The following is a 16,037-nucleotide window of genomic DNA, read 5'->3' on the forward strand; positions in this document are numbered from 1 at the left end:
CTGGCACCATGACGAACTCAGTGAACCCCGTCCCCGACGGATACACCTCCCTCACACCGTTCCTCGTCGTCGACGGCGCATCCGACGCGATCGTCTTCTACTGCGACGCGTTCGGCGCAACCGTCGTCGAGCGGATGGACGGCCCCGGCGGGACCGTGATGCACGCGGAACTCGACTTCGGTCGCGGCCGAATGCAATTGAGCGACCCGCACCGGGAACTGGGGCTGCGGGCCCCGGACGGAAGCGCGGACGTCGACCACTCCTATGTCCTGTACTGCGCAGACGTCGACACCGTTTTCGCGCGGGCCGTCGAACTCGGAGCCCGGGTATTCGAAGAACCGTCGACCTTCGTCACCGGCGACCGGTTCGCGTCGATCCTCGATCCCTTCGGTCATCGGTGGGCCGTGATGACGCGGGTTGAGAACGTGCCTGCGGAGGAAGCGAAGCGACGGCTCGACGAGTGGGCGGCAACGCGAACGCGTGAGGACGGCAGCATCGAGTGAAGACGAAGGTGCGCTTACGGATTCACCTTCCTCCCGTTCCGGTTCCGCTGCCTCGCTCCGCCACGAACTCCTGCCAGTGGCGCGCGACCTCCGCAGGCCGTTCCTGATGCACGAAGGATCCCGCCTCGTCGATCGTCTCGATCCGGACGTCGGGCAGGCTGTCGCGGGCACGCTCGTCGTAGGTGCGGTACGGCGCTCGCCCACCGTTGACCACCAGTGTCGGCACCTTCACCTCGGGAAGCAGATGAGCCACACCCGTCAGGCCCACGCCGCGTTCGGAGGGCCGCACCCACCGGCCGGCCGCCTGGCGCGAGAGGTCCTGCTCGGTGAGAATCCGGGGATCGTCGGTGGCGGCACGGTCGGCGGCGGCGGAGCCCAGGGACAGCGGCTCCCAGTCCGGGCCGAAGAGGTGCCGCACCGCACGGTCGTTGTCGAGGGTGCGTTCGAGGCTGTGTCTGTCCGTGAGGGACACCCCGACGAGGGCGAGCGTGACGACCAGTTCGGGACGGCCGACCGCCAGGTGCACACCGACGATGCCGCCCAGTGAATTGCCGATGACGTGAGCACGTTCGATGCCGAGCGCGGCGAGCAACTCCGCCACCCGGTTCGCGCTCGCGCTCGGAGGGTGAGCCCACGGGCTTCGCTCGTCCATCGTGGAACCACCGTGCCCGGGCAGGTCGACGGCCACGACGCGGTACCGCGCGGCGATCGGTTCCGCGACGTGCCGCCAGTCGGCGACCCAGCCGCCGAGTTTGTGCAACAGCACCACCACCGGCGCTGCGGGATCACCGCGCTCACCGAGGTCCACATAGTGCAGCCACCCGTCCTCCGAACGCATCCGGCGACCGGTGACCTCCTCCCACAACGGCACCGGGTACGTATCTTCGCCCGTCATCGCTCACCCTTCTGCTCTGCCGACCGCGCCGTCGCGCGACGGTGCCACTCCGCGGTCCTACGGCGCAGGTCGTCCCGGATGTTGCCTGCGAACAACTCGACGTCGATGCGGTGGAGGTTCCCGTCCGGGAGTGCGACCGCGTCGAGCGCTCCCTCACCGGCGGGCTCCACCTCGAGCACTCCGCCACGGCAGTGCGCCGCCACCCGCACGCCGTGGAGAGCGCACTGCGGGTCGTGTGCCGGACGGTGGGCGTGCGCCCCGGCCCCGGCCCCGGGGCGCACGGTGGTACCGGTGATCGGGTTGACGCACACGGAGTCGCCGCCGGCCGTTCCGGTGCCGGGCCGGCCGGCGAGCACGGACCTCCACCCGAGGGTGACACCGGGAGCATCCGCCTCGTTCGGTGGGGGGAACATAGCCAGGGCGAGTTTCCCTGCGGGAAGCGCGATCCCGATCGAGTAGACGGCGACGAGCCGCTCGGCGATGTCCGCTCTGGTGAAGTAGTCCTCCACGAGCGACAGCACGTGCCGGGCGCCCTGGCTGTGGCCGGCGAGCACGATCGGCCGGGGCGGTCCCGGATGTGCCGCGTCGTGGTCGAGGAAGGCCGCGAACGCGGCCGACACGTCCGGATACGCGAGATCGTATGCCTCGATCCCGCCGCTCTCGCGTTGGTGGAAGGCGCGCGTGGTGGCCTGCCGGTATCGCGGCGCCCACCATTTCCCCGGGAACGCGCCGAGTTGCCGTTCGACGACCCGGACCGTCTCCGCGTCGGTCCCCGGATCGCTGGGATCACCGAACCAGCCGGGTCCGTGCGCGGTCGTCGGGTGGACGTAGAAGACGACCGGATCATCGGAACTCCCCCGCGCGTCGTCGTGGTGCAGCCACGACGCCGGATCCTGGTAGTCGAGCGCGAGGTCTGCGGCGAACTCGTCGACGGGCATCACGGCCGTGGTCCGTCTGTCACGGCAGCCGCGCGCAGGGACAGCCCGGCGAGGTAGTCCCGCACTTCGTCCAGGCTGCGCACTTCGCCGCATTTGGCGGCGATGTCGCGCAGATTCGACTCGTGCGGGTCAGGATGCCGGTCCCCCACCGCGTCACGCACCACGACCGGCACGAAACCGTGTTGCAGGCTGTCGAGGGCGGTCGCCCGGATGCATCCACTCGTCGAGAGACCTGCGAGGAGCACGGTGTCGACACCTCTGGTGGTCAGCGACGCCGCGAGCGAGGTTCCCGCGAACGCGCTCGGATAGTGCTTCGTCACCACCGTCTCTCCGGCACGCGGTTCGAATCCGGGTACGAAATCGGCGAGCGGATTGCCCGCGACGAAACATCGCAGGGCCGGAACCTTGCGGAAGAAGAGTCCCCCGAGCATCCCGTCGCCGTCGTCGTAGAGCACCCGGGTCAGGTAGATCGGGATGCCTGCGAGCGCCGCCAGTTCGCGCAGTTCGAGCATCGCCGCGACCTCATGTTCGACACCGGCGTACAGCGGTGATCGCGGTTCCGTGTAGGCGCGGGCCGGATCGACCACGACGAGCGCCGGCCGGGCCCCCGGTTCGAGTCGTCCGCCGAAACCGGCACGAGCGTAGTCCTCCGCGAGCAGGTCCGTCACACGTCCACCGATCCGGTCTCGACGACCTGCGAATCGTCGTACTGCACGAATGATTTCGATTCCAGCACCGGGCCGATGCGCTCCGTGACGACGGCGACGTGTGCGGGATGGGCACGGTAGGCGGCCCAGTCGTCACGGGAGCCGAATCGCATGTGGAAGCGCAGAGTGGCGTTGCCCTCGACCAGGCCGGCATCGCGCACGACCTGCGCCGACACCAGACCCTCGACGAGTTCGGGCAGCTCGAGCAGTCCGTCGGCGATCCGGCCGATGTGGTCGGAGGTCGCAGTGGGCACGAGGGTCAGGTGTCCGACATGGTTGAACATGAGTCCTCTTTCGATCTCGGGTCGAGCGGAGTCAGAAGCGTTCGAGGAGCGAACCGAATCCGCTGATCTTGTCGTCGATTCCGTTGGTGCGCAGCGCGTGCCATATCGTCGCCGCATTGATCGCGACGACCGGCTTACCGAGTTCACGCTCGAGCTCCGCGGCGACGGCGATCGCCTCGAGGTTGGTGCCTGCCTGGATCAGCGCGTCGACATCCGGGCCGTCGACCTCGAGGAACGCCGCGCGCAGGGTCTCGGGCGTCTCGTCGGCGATCGAGGTGGCCGACGCCGAGCACAGACCGTGGATCGCGTGCACCTCGAAGCCGAGTTCGGTGAAGTAGGCCACGACCTGCTCGTCACCCACCGGCTGATAGGGCGTGACGATTCCGATCTTCTTCGCCCCGAAGGCTGTCAGCGCTTCCGCGGCGGCCGTCGCTCCCGTGGTGACCCCGAGGCCCGTCAAGGCGCGGACGTGGTCCTCGAAAGCGGCGTTGCCTGCGACGCCTCCCCAGAACGTCTCGGCGGACATACCCATCACGACGTACTCGGGTTCGCAGGTCATCACGATCTCGAGAGCGGACGGCAGAGCCGCGTTGAGTCCTTCCCGGAACAACCCGAAGGCCTCGGCGGAATCCAGTGCGGGAGCGTCGATCATGATGCGTCCGGTGTGCCATGAGCAGTCCTGCGGCCGGATCCGGTGGAACTCCCGCTCGACGGAGGTGTTGGTGGACGGGACGACGAGCGCGAACCGGCGCCCTTTCGGAGAGAATGTCACGCGATGCTCCTCGCTCGGGTGGGGGTGGCGAGCAGTGCCGCCTGGGACAGTTGTTCGGGCTGGCCCATCAAGTCGGTGAAGGCCCGCCAGTGATCACCGGACCGTCCGGATTCCCCGGTGGCCCGGATCGTGTCGTAGGCCTGCGCGACGGCGTCGGCGGCGGCGAGGACCGGAGCCACGGGATGGATGACGAGTGCGACGCCGCACTCGAACAGGATGCGCTCGGACGGCAACTGCGAATGATCGCCGGCCTCCGACAGACTGACCACCAGTGGAATCCCACCGGTGACGTCGCGCAGGGCACGCAGGTCCGCCTCGGTGGTCACACCTTCGGCGAAGATCAGGTCCGCGCCGGCTGCGGCGTACGCCCGCGCGCGGGTGAGGACCGCGTCGAAACCGTCGACCGTCAGCGCATCGGTGCGGGCGATGACGAGCATGGACGACCTCCGGGCACAGGCCATCTCGATCTTGGCGACCATCTCCTCCACCGGGACCAGTTCCTTGCCGGCGAGATGACCGCAACGCTTCGGGGCGAGCTGATCCTCGAGTTGCACCGCTGCCGCGCCTGCCGCCTCGAATCGGGCGATCGCGTCGCCCACCTGCAGGACGCCGCCGTAACCGGTGTCGCCGTCGACGATGAGGGGGATATCGCTCACGGCGGTGAGCCGTCGGACGTGCTCGGCCATGTCCGCCAGGCCGAGATATCCGAGATCGGGTCTGCCCAGCGCGACTGCGGATACCGCCGCCCCCGAGACATATCCGGCGCCGAAGCCGGATCGGCCGAGCGCGGCCATCGAAACGCCGTCGTAGACACCGGGCGCGAGAATCGGTCCATAGCAGAGCTTCTCCGACAGAACACGCCCGGCCGGGCGTGCCGAGTCGGGCACCGAGCGCAGTTCGCGGGCCAGCCTGCCCAGGGTGATCCGCAGCGACGTGAACATCGCCGCGGTGCGCTGGTGCTCACGCTTGTCGAACAGATCGCGGTCCAGTGCCGACAAGCTGTCGGCGCGCGATGCGCGGGCGGTCGCATCGTCGTCGCGCATGGAGTCGTAGTTGTTCTGCGCACGTGCCTGCACGTGGTTGAGCGCCGCGTCGCGACGCAGTTCGCTGTACAGGGAGGCCGCATGCACGGGATCGGTTCCGGTGAGCGCGGCGTCGATGCATTCGACCGCGGCCCAGGCGTCGTGGATTCCGCTGTTCATCCCCATGCCGCCGAGCGGGTTGTTGACGTGCGCGGAGTCGCCGGCGAGCAGGATCTGCCCGACCGCGAACGTCGAGGCGGCACGCATGTTCACGGCGTAGATCGAGGCGTGGGCGACCTCGTAGGGGGTCGGTTGTGCCGCGATGCGCTGCAATCGCGCTTCGATCACGCCGGGGTCGAGAGCGTGGTCGTCGGATTCCCCTTCACGGACCGGGAACAGCACGCGCCAGTGGTTGGGGGTGCGCAGCAGCACACCCCATTCCTCCGGATCCGAGATGTACGAGACGTAGGCGAGATCGGGGAAGTCGTCGCGGAATTCGTGCGTGGTGGAGACGACGAGGAATCGCTCGTCGTAGGTCCGCCCCTCGAACGACACTCCGAGCGACTTGCGTATCGCCGATTGTGCACCGTCGGCGGCGATCAGCCAGCGGGCGCGCATGGGGCGGTCGCGGTGCCCGCCCTCGAGGTGGATACGCACGTGCCGGTCGCCCTGTTCGGCTCGGACGACCGGGCTCGAGAACCGCAGAGTGACATTGGGCATCGTCACCAGCACATCGTGGATGATGCGGGTGAGGTTGTTCTGCTCGCTCTGCAAGCGGTAGGGATACTTCGTCTCCCCTGCCAGCATCGTCATGTCCATCTCGCTGAGCACGGCGCCGGTGCGTTCCCGGTACTGGTAGACAGGGGCTTTCAGTCCGACCTCGTGCAGGGCGTCGGCGACGCCGAGCCGATCGAGGAGTTCGAGGCTCGAGGGATGGAAGGTGGAGGCACGCGATTCGGCCGACAACTCGTCGCCGGCCTCGAGGACGAGGACATCGTGACCCATCTGCGCGAGACGGAGCGCGGCGACCATGCCGACCGGGCCCATGCCCGCCACAGCGACGGTGTGCATGTCGGGGAACGAAGGGTCGGGGGCAGCGTTAGCGGACACTCTCGGTGATCCTTTCGGTGAGCAGTGGGCCGTACAACCCGGGCTGACGGGTGCCGACAGGGTCGAGGTGGTAACCCATCATCTTGCTGTGGGATTCGCGCAGGTCGAGTCGCTGGAGGAGCTGCTCCTCGAATCCGTGCCGGGTCCACTGCGCGGACGGATAACGCATCAGGGCGATGGGCTGGCCGGGCTCGAACTCGTCGGCGCGGACGATCTGGCTGCCGATCCGGGCGGGGCTGTCGAGCCGGGTCACGGACACCAGGTGGACCCGGTTCTCCTCGGTGCGTTCGGTGGCCGCCATCTCCGCCGCTTCGATGCGGTCCCAGTCGGTCGGGTGCGCGACGAGTTCGGCGCCGCGCAGGGTGAGCAGCCGCATCACCTCGGGGACCCACACCTCGTTTCCGATCATCAGGCCGATGGCACCGATCCTCGTCTGCGCCACCGGGATGTCACCGCCCGGGGTCGCCCAGGTGCTGTCCACGTCGTCGAGGTGGGTCTTGCGGTAGCGCAGGGCGATCGCACCGGTGTCGTCGATCAGATAGGCGGTCGAGTAGTAGCGCACCGTGTCCGCGTCCGTGTCCGGCTCCGCCTCGACGAGGTGGACGACGAGCCACAGCCGGTGCTCGGCCGCAGCGGCCTGCAGGCGGGCGAGGACGATGGCGGATGTGCGTGCGGCGCCGGCAGGGTCGGCGGCCGGTTCGCCGCGACGGAAGCAGAAGAATTCCGGCAGGACTCCGAGCGTGGCGCCGCGGCGCGCCGCGTATTCGATCTGCCCGAGAGCGCGGGTGATGGTCCATTCCTGGTTGTGGAACCACGACACCTGCAGGGTCGCGACGTCGAGCGGCTTGGGAGGCATCTCGGGATCGGCCGGGCCGAGCATTGCGGCCACCGGGAGGTCGGCATGGTCGGCCATGAGGTCGCCGTACAGATCGGGCCTGCGCCAGGCGACGATGTCGGCGAGTCCGTCGACGTGCTTGTCGTCGGCGAGGCTGATGTCGATGTCGGCCCACACCAGCCCTTCCTGCTCCTCGCCGGCACACACCAGCGATTCGCCGGTGGGCGTGACGATCTGCGAGCCGCCCATCCAGGGCCATCCGTCGGCCGGGCCCCCGACGGTGTTCGAGGCGACGTGCCAGACGTGTGATTCGATCGATCGGAGGGGGACGTGGACGCGGAGTTCGTCCGGGCCACGCGAGTTGAGGGAGTTGCAGAACAGCTGGGCACCGAGCCGGCCGAGAACCCGTGGGACGTCGGGCACGATGCCGTCGGCACACATGAGCAGGCCGATGCGCCCGAGAGGGGTGTCGACGATCTCGAGCGGCTTGGTCCCGGGGACGAACAGCGTGTACTCGTAGTCCCAGAAGACGGTCTTGTGATGGACGTGGAGAATCTCTCCGTCCGGACCGAGCAGGAGGGAGGCGATGTGCACGTCCGGGCTCTGTGCGCCACGGATATCGACGCCGACGACGGCGTACATGCCCAGTTCGGCACATGCCTCCCGGAGAGTTCGGACGAAGCTGCCGTCGAGGTCTTCGGCGAGCTCCCAGCATTGTTCCCGGTCCGTATAGTCACGGACGCGGTTGCTGTTCTCGGGGAAGACGACCAGTCGTACGCCTGCCGCTGCGGCGGCCCGGAGGTACCGGACGCACAGGGCGGCGTTCGCGTCGACGTCGGTTCCGGAGAAGAACTGGGCGGCTCCGACGCGCACCGTGGTCTCCGTGGCATCCGGATCGGAGAACGTATCCAGCACCGAGATTGTTTCCATAATATGCGACTCCATCATGCAGACTGTGGAATTCGACTATGCGCGCCTCAGGTTTCGTACTCGTCTCCGTGGGAACTCCGCAGGTAACAACCATGTGAACATGCTCGCCGTGATTGCTTGGGGGAACAGTGATTGCCACATTATGAGAGAGTTCACGATCCGGATCCGACGTAGACGCCCGCGATCGTTCACGCCACTTCGACCGGCCCAGGAGAATCGACACCCATGCCACCCAGCCAGACCGAACATCAGGTATCCGGAGCGGGCAGCAGCCGCAAACTGCTCAAGGCCCTGCTGTGCTTCACCGAGGACCGCCCCACCTGGACGGTCGCGGAACTGTCCGAACGCCTGGACCTGTCGGTCACCTCGACCTACCGCTACGTCGCCCTGTTGCGCGAGGTGGGCCTGCTCGAAGCGTCGTCCGGAAACGGTTACCGCGTCACCGATCTCGTGATGTCACTGGCTGCGGCATGTGAAGCCGCCCGCCCCCCGATCATCGAGATCGCCATGCCGATCATGACACGCATCCGGGACGAGATCGACGAGACCGTGCTGGTCGCCCGGCGCGGAGGACGCGCTGCGTACTGCGTCGACCGTGTCGAATCGCAGCGCCCCGTCCGGTTGCAGTTCGACAAGGGCCAGGCCATGTCGCTGCATCGCGGTTCCATGTCCCGAGTCCTGCTCGCATCCATGAGCCGGCCGGAACGCGCCGCGGTCGTCGCGGCGATCGGCGACGGGATGGATCCGGGGCTCGCCGCTCAGCTCACCGACGACGCACTGGACGTCGTCCATCGTGACGGCTGGACGGAGAGTTTCGAGGAGATCGACGAAGGCATCTGGGGCACGGCCGCGGCGATCGTCTCGCACGGCAGTACCGTCGCCTCGATCGGGACCGCCGCCCCGATCTTCCGCACCGATGCCACGCGCCGCGCGCGGATCATCTCGCTGATCCGCGACGCCGCGTCCGAGATCTCCCACGCACTCGACGGATCCGACCCGTCGTGACGACAGGACTGCGGGCCCGGCGGTTGATCACCGCCGGGCCCGCAGTCCGTCCGTAGCGCGTCAGACCAGTTCGGGATTACGAGGAACGAGAGCCGAACTCGGATTGAAGGCGTCGCGCAACGCATCTCCGATCATGTTGAACGCCAATACGATCAGCAGGAGTGCCAAGCCCGGGAAGAGCACCGACCACCACGACAACCGCAATGCGATCTGACTGTCGGCGAGCATGCTGCCCAGGGAGAAGACGGGCGCCTGCACACCGAGACCGAGCAGACTCAGACCCGATTCGGCGAGGATGAGCACGCCCGCACTCGTCGACCACAGCACGACGACCGGGGCGAGCACGCTCGGCGCTACGTGCCGCAACATGAGCCGCGGCGTCGAGGCACCGAGAGTTCGTGCAGCGGTGACGAAGTCCTGACGCTTGATCTGGGAGACCGAGTTCGCGATGGTCCGCGCGTAGGTCGTCCATCCCCACACCGACAGGATGATCAGCAGTGGCGTGATGCCGGGGCCGATGACCGCGGTCAGGGCGATACCGACGGCGACGAACGGAACGGCGAACTGTACGTCGGCCATCCGCATGAGAATCTTGCCGGCGAACCGCTCGTACCAGCCGGCGACGATACCGAGGACCAGTCCGAGCGCCGCACTGATGGTGGCGGCGACGATGCCGATCACCAGCGACAGGCGCAGACCGTAGAGGATGCGGCTGAAGACGTCACGGCCGAGCGAGTCGGTCCCGAACAGGTAGCCGCCTTCCCCGCCCAGCCAGGCCGGCGCCCGGTCGGCAGCGGTGAGAACCTGCGCGGTCGGATCGTGGGGCGCGATGAGGGGCGCGACGAGCGCTGCGAGCACGAGCACCCCCAGTGTCAGGAAACCGAATTTTCCGGTGGGGTTCCTCCACGCCTTCGTGAGGATCTCGCGCATCCGGCCCGGTGACTTCACCACTGGCACGGTCGAAGCCGGGGATGCGGGGGCAGGAGAGGATGTCATCAGGCCACCTTCGTTCGGAGACGGGGATCGAGCACCCGCACGAGCGTGTCCATCACGATGTTCACCACGGTGATGAGGAGGGCGATGACGAACACGCACGCCTGCACCGCAGGGAAGTCGCGCTGGTTGACGCTGCGCACGAGGAGCTGGCCCATACCCGCGTAGTTGAGCAGAGGTTCGAGGATGAGCAGGGAGCCGATCAGGAAGGAGAACAGAATGCCCAGATAGGAGATCAGCGGGGGAACCGCCAGCGGCACAGTGTGTTTGAACAGCACCGTCCGGGGTGACAGTCCCTTGGACTTCGCCATGGTCACCGGGCCCTGGGACAGCGCGTCGATGAGCTGCCCTCGGGTCAACCGCGACAGTGTCGCGAATCCCTGGATGGTGAGCACGGCGATCGGCAGGATCAGGCTTGCGGTTCCTCCGCCGGTGGCGGGGAGCCAGCCGAGCTGGATCGCGAAGATCAGGACCAGGACCAGAGCGATCAGGAAGTACGGGATGCCGTCGAGCACGAAGGCACCTGCCATGAGCAGACGCCCCCGCACGTCCGCCTGGTGCAGCGCCGCGTAGGTACCGATCGCGAAGGCCAGCAGAGCGGCGAGCAGCAACGCCGGCACGACGATCGACAGGCTCGGCGCCATGCGCTCGAGGACGAGAGCACTCGCCGCTTCCTTCGTCACGAAGGACGTACCGAAATCGAAGGTGAACGCGCCGACGAGAGCATCGACGTACTGCACTATCAGCGGGGCATCGAGACCCAGCCGTTCACGGGTGGCCTCGACGACGGCGTCGGAGGCCTCGGGCGGCGACATGAGCACGGCGGCGTCGCCGGACAGTCGCGTGAGGGTGAACATCAACGTCGTCACACCGACGATGACGGTCACCAGCAGCAGGAGCTTCCACATCACGAAGCGAACGATCTTCATCGCCGATCACCGCCCGTCGGTCGCGGGTACGTCCTCGACGCACCCGAAGAGACGTCCGACGAACCGCTGCCTTTCCTCTTCCAGCAGAGCCGCCTGGGTGTCGTCGAAAGCGAGTTCCTCGAGTTCGGCCGCCGACATCAGGCCACGCCGGGTGAGTGTCCCCTCGAGCAGCAGCAACCGGTCGCGGGTGACCCACAGTTCGGATGCCACCTCGAGCAGCATCCGGTAGACGGTCTCGACGTCGGTGTCGGCGACCAGATATCGGGGGTGATCCGCTGCGAATCCGGGCATGAGAAACCTCCTAGGAAGCGGCTGCGGCCGCGGGGACGAGCGGGAGCGGTGCCGGGACGGCCGAGTGCGTGTGCAGCTCGGTCGCCAGCGTCAGCTCGCCGGGGAAGTGACAGGCGACAGCGCGTTCCTCCGCCGGTCCCCCGCCCGGGACGACCGTCAACAACGGCCGTTCGGTGGAACACTGCGGGCGGGCGATCGGGCACCGGCCGTGGAAGGCGCATCCCGACGGTGGATTCGCGGGAGACGGCAGCTCTCCCTGCGGGACGATCCGGTTCTCCGGCGACAGTTCCATCGACGCGAGCGAGGTGCTGTACGGGTGGAGGGGGCGCGTGAAGATGTCCTCGCTCGTGCCGATCTCGACGATGCGACCGAGATACATCACCGCGATCCGGTGGCTGATGCGGCGTACCAGCGCGAGATCGTGGCTGATGAACAGGTACGACAAACCGCGCTCCGTCTGGATGTCCTCGAGCAGGTTGACGATCTGCGCCTGGACGGAGACGTCGAGCGAGGCCGTCGGTTCGTCGGCGACGATGAGGGCGGGATCGAGCATCAGAGCACGGGCGATGCCGACACGTTGCCGTTGTCCACCGGACAACTCGTGCGGATAGCGGTACGCATAGGCCGCGCCCAGGCCGATCGAGTCGAGCATCTGCTCGACCTTCGCCACGCGTTCCGCCTTCGTCCCGACCCTGTGCACGTCCAGCGGCTCGCGCAGGATGTCGCCGAGGCGCATGTAGCCGTTGAGCGAGGTCGTGGGGTTCTGGAAGACCATCGCCGTGCGGCTGCGCAGTTTCTTCCGCAGTTCCGCACCCCTGATCCGGGTCACGTCGTCACCCTCGAACACGATCCGGCCGCCGGTCGGGTCGTACAAACGCAGCGCCGTCCGTCCCACGGTGGTCTTGCCACTGCCGGATTCACCGACGAGCCCGACGGTTTCGCCTCGGCGCACGGCGAGGGTCACACCGTTGACCGCGTGAATCCTGTGGCCGTTCGGGCCGGTGAACGTCTGCACCACGTCCTGGAGATCCAGGACGACATCCTCGGCGATCACACGACCTCCCGCGAAGTATCGACGGTGGCGGTACCGCCACCTGTTTCCGACCGGACACGAGTACACGCGGTGCGGTGGACGGTGGCCGAGTCGATCAGGACCAGTCGGGGGCGCGACTCGCGGCACACCTCGGTGGTGAACTCGCAGCGATCCGCGAAGGCACACCCGGGCGGCAGGGCGTCGAGGGCCGGTGGGCGTCCGTCGATCGTGCGCATCCGCGTGCCCGTGTTGTGCTTGGGCGCGGTCTGCATGAGCGCCCACGTGTAGGGATGCCGCGGCGCGGCCATCACCTCGGCGGTGGGGCCGTCTTCGACGACTCTGCCCGCATACATCACGACGAGACGGTCGGCGATGCCGGCGATGACGTCGAGGTCGTGTGTCGCGATCACGATCGTCAGCCCCATGTCGCGGTTCAGTTCGAGCAGCAGCTCGAGAATCTGGGCCTGGGTGGAGACGTCGAGCGCGGTGGTCGGCTCGTCGCACAGCAGCAACTGTGGCCGCGCCACGAGTGCCATCGCGATCAGGACCCGCTGCAACTGCCCACCCGACATCTCGTGCGGATAAGCGGTCATGCGCGACTCCGGATCGGGCAGACCGACCCGGCGCAGCATCTCGACGGACAGCTCCCGGGCCTGCCGCTTCGACAGCGCAGGATCGGCGGAACGCGCCGACTCGACGAGTTGGCCGCCGATCGAGTGCATGGGATGCAACGAGCTCCACGGGTCCTGCAGAACGATCCGGGCGTGGCCGGCGCGGAAGCGGCGCAATTCGTCGCGGCTCATGGCGGCGACGTCGCGGCCGTCGGCGAGGATCCGGCCCTTCACGCGTGCGCCCCAGGGCAGCAGCCGCATCGCCGACAGTGCGGCGGTGGACTTCCCGGAGCCGGATTCACCCGCGAGGGCGACGACCGAGCCCTTCGGTACATCGAAGGAGACGCCGTGCAGAATCTGCAGCTCGTCGTCGGCACGCGGAAGGTAGACCTCGAGGTCCTGCAGCGAGAGCGCCACGGGAGCCGTCTCGACCGCTGTCGCCGGGGCGACCGGCGCGAAGGCAACTGGGGACATGGTTACTCCTGGATCGAGGGCTTGCGCGCCGTGGTTCCCATGGGATGGAAACCCGGTGCGAGTTCGAACTGTTCGACGTCGACGAAACCGGCCTGTTCCGCCACCTCGAGGAGATCGAGGGTCGCGGAGGTGCGCCACCACGGTTCGTTGCCGTGTTCGGCATCCCAGTCGTCGTTCCATGCCTGGTAGGCGGGGCGACGGTCGTAGCGGCCGACGTCGGCGAAGTGGACGTGCCCGCCCGGTCGGAGCAGCCGGAACGCCTCGGCAAACACTGCTCGGACCGCGTGCGGGGGTATCTCGTGGAGCAGGATGAACGAGGTCACCAGGTCTGCAGACGCACCGGGAAGACCGGTGTCCTCCGCGGGTGCACGACGGAACTCCACGGTCGCTCCGGCATCCTCGGCCCGCCGCGCGGCGTAGGTAAGTTCTGCCCGGGACAGGTCCACGCCCGTGATCGACGCGCCGGGGTAGGCCTCCGCGAGTTTCAGGGTGTACTGGCCTGTGCCGCACCCGAGATCGACGATGTCGGTGTACGTTTCGGCCGGAGCATCGCGGGCGAAGGCGGCCCGTTGCGCGAAGATGTCGCCGTTCCCGCCGTAGACCTTGGTGAGCAGGTAGTGGTAGACGAGTTCGTGGTGGACGAACCCCATGTGCTCGTGCCCGTCCCAACCGCCGGTGGTGCCGTGGAACTCGTAGTTCCAGTAGCGCGGTGCGGTCTTCCCGTCCGCTTCGGTGACCGACGCCGAGGCGGGTACGGCCAGCGGCTCGAGCACACTACGACGCCGCTCGAAGGCGTCCGTCGCACGCGGTGTCGTGACGGTCCGGGTCCATCGGCGTGCTGCCGACGAGAATCGGTAGGAGGCGGACGCCTCGGCGATCGGGTCCGCCGCCGCACGGATCGCTGCGATGTCGGTGACCACGGCCGGCAGGACACCCGAGGCTTCGAGATCCTGCCGCACCTTCGCGCGAAGACCCGACGAGGCGGTGGTGATGGTACGGACGAATTCCAGTTCGGCCCGCCCACGCTGGTCGACGAGTTCGCCCTTCGTACGGCTGGGGACGGGGTCGTCGACGATGGATCGGGTGGTCGTCATCGTTGTGCCTTTCTCGGTCGGGGCGACGGGCGGGTCAGGACGTCTTGACCGCGTCGTCGAACAGCACCATCAGGCCCGAGGTGAAGTCCATGCCGGAGATCGAGGTCGTCGTCGCGCCGATGCTCGGGCTGGAATAGGTCCACAGGACGAAGTCCTTGTCGTGGACGTACTCGCTCGCCTCGGCGATCGTCTTCCTCCGCTCGTCCTCGTCGAGTTCGGTGCGGGTCGCCTGGTACAGCGCATCCCAGGCCGGATCGGCGACCATCGGGGCGGAGCCACGGGCGAGCTGGGAGAACGGGCGGTCCGCGTCGTACATACCGACATAGCCCAGGCCCTTGTAGAAAATGTCGGCACTGCTGCCCTCACGCAGCTGCTGCGACCACACGGCGATCTCGAGGGTTTCGACCGTCGGTGCGAAGCCCACTTCCGCCAGCTGTGCACCGACGGCTTCGAGCAGCGACTTGTACATGCTCAGGCCGGCAAGCTTGATCTGCGCCCCTTCGGCACCGGCCTCGGCGAGCAGACGCTTCGCCTTCTCCGGATCGTAGGCGGGACGGGTGATCGTGTCGGTATACCCGTTGATCGCCTCGAGCGGGAGCTGGCCGTCCTCCTTCTGGCCCGCGCCGTAGGTCAGCGCCTCGATGAGCTCGTCGATGTTGATCGCCGCATTGGCCGCCTCGCGGACGCGCTCGTCGGCGAACGGACCGGAAACCGAATTGAACTGCATCATGTTCTGGCTACCACCGAACTCGTTGGTGAGAACGAAGTTCGGGTTCGTACCCACCGTCTTGATCGCCTGGATACCGAGTTGGTGCGCGACGTCGACCTGGCCGGATTCCAGGGCAGACGCGAGCGAGGTGGGATCACTGAAATAGCGAAGGTCGATGTTCGGGGTCTTCGGCGCCTCACCCCAGTACCCCTCGTAGGCGTGGAACATCACGCCGGTGTTGAGGTCGAACTCGCCGATCCTGTACGGGCCGGTACCCACAGGGGCGGCTGCGAAGCCGTCGGGTCCGAGCTGTTCGTAGAGAGCTTTCGGAACGATCGACACCTGGCCGACCGCGTTGAGCAGCAACGCATCCGGACCCTTGGTGGTGATCCGGACCGTCGAGTCGTCGAGCGCGGTCACGGCGTCGATACCGGTGAGCACGCTGGCCGTGACGAAGGATTCCTCGAGGATCTCGGTGAACGAGAAGACGACGTCGTCGACCGTCAGCGGCGTTCCGTCGTGGAAGGTCACGCCCTCGCGGAGCGTGAAGTCCCAGGTGGTGTCGTCGACGCGGTTCCATTCGGTGGCCAGTCCCGGCTCCGGGTCGCTGCCGCCGATGATGCGCACCAGGGATTCGAAGGCGTTGTACTGAGCCGTCTGGTACTGCATGTCGAGGGGGTTGAGCGCGCGGATCGAGATGGTCGAGCCGACGACGATGGTGTCGGCCGCGGCGGCACCGCCGGAAGCGGAATCGGTACCCGGGGCGCACGCCGAGAGCAGCGCGGCGGACAGAGCGAGAGAGACTCCGGCAGTGGCGATCCGGCGTGTCCTCCGGCGGAGGGGGGCGGGGATGATAGCGGTCATGTCACGTTCCTGAGGGGTGTGAGAGGTGAAGTGCGGGT

General features: G+C 67.6%; 16 protein-coding genes. 2 read left to right on the forward strand and 14 right to left on the reverse strand.

Annotated elements, in window-relative coordinates:
• Window positions 1–8: 8 nt before the first annotated feature.
• Window positions 9–503, forward strand: a complete 495-nt coding sequence (locus ACWPOC_RS10415) for a VOC family protein (RefSeq protein ID WP_455408577.1) — start codon at window positions 9–11, stop codon at window positions 501–503.
• Window positions 504–525: 22 nt separating this feature from the next.
• Here the strand turns inward: ACWPOC_RS10415 and ACWPOC_RS10420 are convergent, their stop codons facing one another.
• From ACWPOC_RS10420 to ACWPOC_RS10450, 7 genes are read right to left on the reverse strand one after another with little or no spacing between them, the layout of a single operon-like run.
• Window positions 526–1,398 (reverse strand): alpha/beta fold hydrolase, encoded by an 873-nt coding sequence (locus ACWPOC_RS10420; protein ID WP_455408578.1) that lies wholly within the window; start codon window positions 1,396–1,398, stop codon window positions 526–528.
• On the reverse strand, window positions 1,395–2,336 hold the full coding sequence (locus tag ACWPOC_RS10425; protein ID WP_455408579.1) for a DUF3089 domain-containing protein: 942 nt from the start codon (window positions 2,334–2,336) through the stop codon (window positions 1,395–1,397). Before ACWPOC_RS10425 ends, ACWPOC_RS10420 begins: the two co-directional genes overlap by 4 nt.
• A complete protein-coding gene (locus tag ACWPOC_RS10430; protein WP_120280387.1) occupies window positions 2,336–3,004 on the reverse strand; it encodes an isochorismatase family protein in 669 nt (222 codons plus the stop codon). Before ACWPOC_RS10430 ends, ACWPOC_RS10425 begins: the two co-directional genes overlap by 1 nt.
• Entirely contained in the window at window positions 3,001–3,327 is a 327-nt protein-coding gene (locus ACWPOC_RS10435; protein WP_120280388.1) for a Dabb family protein, read from the reverse strand. The genes ACWPOC_RS10430 and ACWPOC_RS10435 overlap by 4 nt, the downstream gene beginning before the upstream one ends.
• 31 nt (window positions 3,328–3,358) lie before the next feature.
• Complete coding sequence (locus ACWPOC_RS10440; protein WP_455408580.1) at window positions 3,359–4,099, reverse strand: maleate cis-trans isomerase family protein; 741 nt, start codon at window positions 4,097–4,099, stop codon at window positions 3,359–3,361.
• Window positions 4,096–6,231, reverse strand: coding sequence for an FAD-dependent monooxygenase (locus ACWPOC_RS10445; RefSeq protein WP_455408581.1), 2,136 nt, complete (start codon window positions 6,229–6,231; stop codon window positions 4,096–4,098). Before ACWPOC_RS10445 ends, ACWPOC_RS10440 begins: the two co-directional genes overlap by 4 nt.
• Complete coding sequence (locus ACWPOC_RS10450; protein ID WP_455408582.1) at window positions 6,221–7,996, reverse strand: nitrilase-related carbon-nitrogen hydrolase; 1,776 nt, start codon at window positions 7,994–7,996, stop codon at window positions 6,221–6,223. The genes ACWPOC_RS10445 and ACWPOC_RS10450 overlap by 11 nt, the downstream gene beginning before the upstream one ends.
• Window positions 7,997–8,221: 225 nt before the next feature.
• Between ACWPOC_RS10450 and ACWPOC_RS10455 the strand changes: the two genes are divergently transcribed.
• Window positions 8,222–9,001, forward strand: a complete 780-nt coding sequence (locus ACWPOC_RS10455; protein ID WP_120280392.1) for an IclR family transcriptional regulator — start codon at window positions 8,222–8,224, stop codon at window positions 8,999–9,001.
• Window positions 9,002–9,061: 60 nt separating this feature from the next.
• Here the strand turns inward: ACWPOC_RS10455 and ACWPOC_RS10460 are convergent, their stop codons facing one another.
• Genes ACWPOC_RS10460 through ACWPOC_RS10490 form a run of 7 tightly spaced genes read right to left on the reverse strand, consistent with a single transcriptional unit; the run spans window position 9,062 to window position 15,999 of the window.
• Window positions 9,062–9,949 (reverse strand): ABC transporter permease, encoded by an 888-nt coding sequence (locus tag ACWPOC_RS10460; protein ID WP_455408583.1) that lies wholly within the window; start codon window positions 9,947–9,949, stop codon window positions 9,062–9,064.
• Window positions 9,950–9,996: 47 nt separating this feature from the next.
• Complete coding sequence (locus ACWPOC_RS10465) at window positions 9,997–10,923, reverse strand: ABC transporter permease (RefSeq protein WP_241384953.1); 927 nt, start codon at window positions 10,921–10,923, stop codon at window positions 9,997–9,999.
• Between the two features lie 6 nt (window positions 10,924–10,929).
• Window positions 10,930–11,214 carry a hypothetical protein gene (locus tag ACWPOC_RS10470; protein WP_455408584.1) on the reverse strand — a complete coding sequence of 95 codons (285 nt, stop codon included), beginning with the start codon at window positions 11,212–11,214 and terminating at the stop codon, window positions 10,930–10,932.
• A 10-nt stretch (window positions 11,215–11,224) separates the two neighbouring features.
• Window positions 11,225–12,268: an ABC transporter ATP-binding protein gene (locus ACWPOC_RS10475; protein ID WP_455408585.1), complete on the reverse strand. Its 1,044-nt coding sequence runs from the start codon at window positions 12,266–12,268 to the stop codon at window positions 11,225–11,227.
• Window positions 12,265–13,332, reverse strand: a complete 1,068-nt coding sequence (locus ACWPOC_RS10480) for an ABC transporter ATP-binding protein (RefSeq protein WP_455408586.1) — start codon at window positions 13,330–13,332, stop codon at window positions 12,265–12,267. The genes ACWPOC_RS10475 and ACWPOC_RS10480 overlap by 4 nt, the downstream gene beginning before the upstream one ends.
• A gap of 2 nt (window positions 13,333–13,334) precedes the next feature.
• Window positions 13,335–14,426 (reverse strand): class I SAM-dependent methyltransferase, encoded by a 1,092-nt coding sequence (locus ACWPOC_RS10485; RefSeq protein ID WP_455408587.1) that lies wholly within the window; start codon window positions 14,424–14,426, stop codon window positions 13,335–13,337.
• Window positions 14,427–14,460: 34 nt separating this feature from the next.
• Window positions 14,461–15,999, reverse strand: a complete 1,539-nt coding sequence (locus tag ACWPOC_RS10490; RefSeq protein WP_455408588.1) for an ABC transporter substrate-binding protein — start codon at window positions 15,997–15,999, stop codon at window positions 14,461–14,463.
• Window positions 16,000–16,037 lie beyond the last annotated feature (38 nt).

Source organism: Rhodococcus sp. 5G237 (assembly GCF_053764735.1).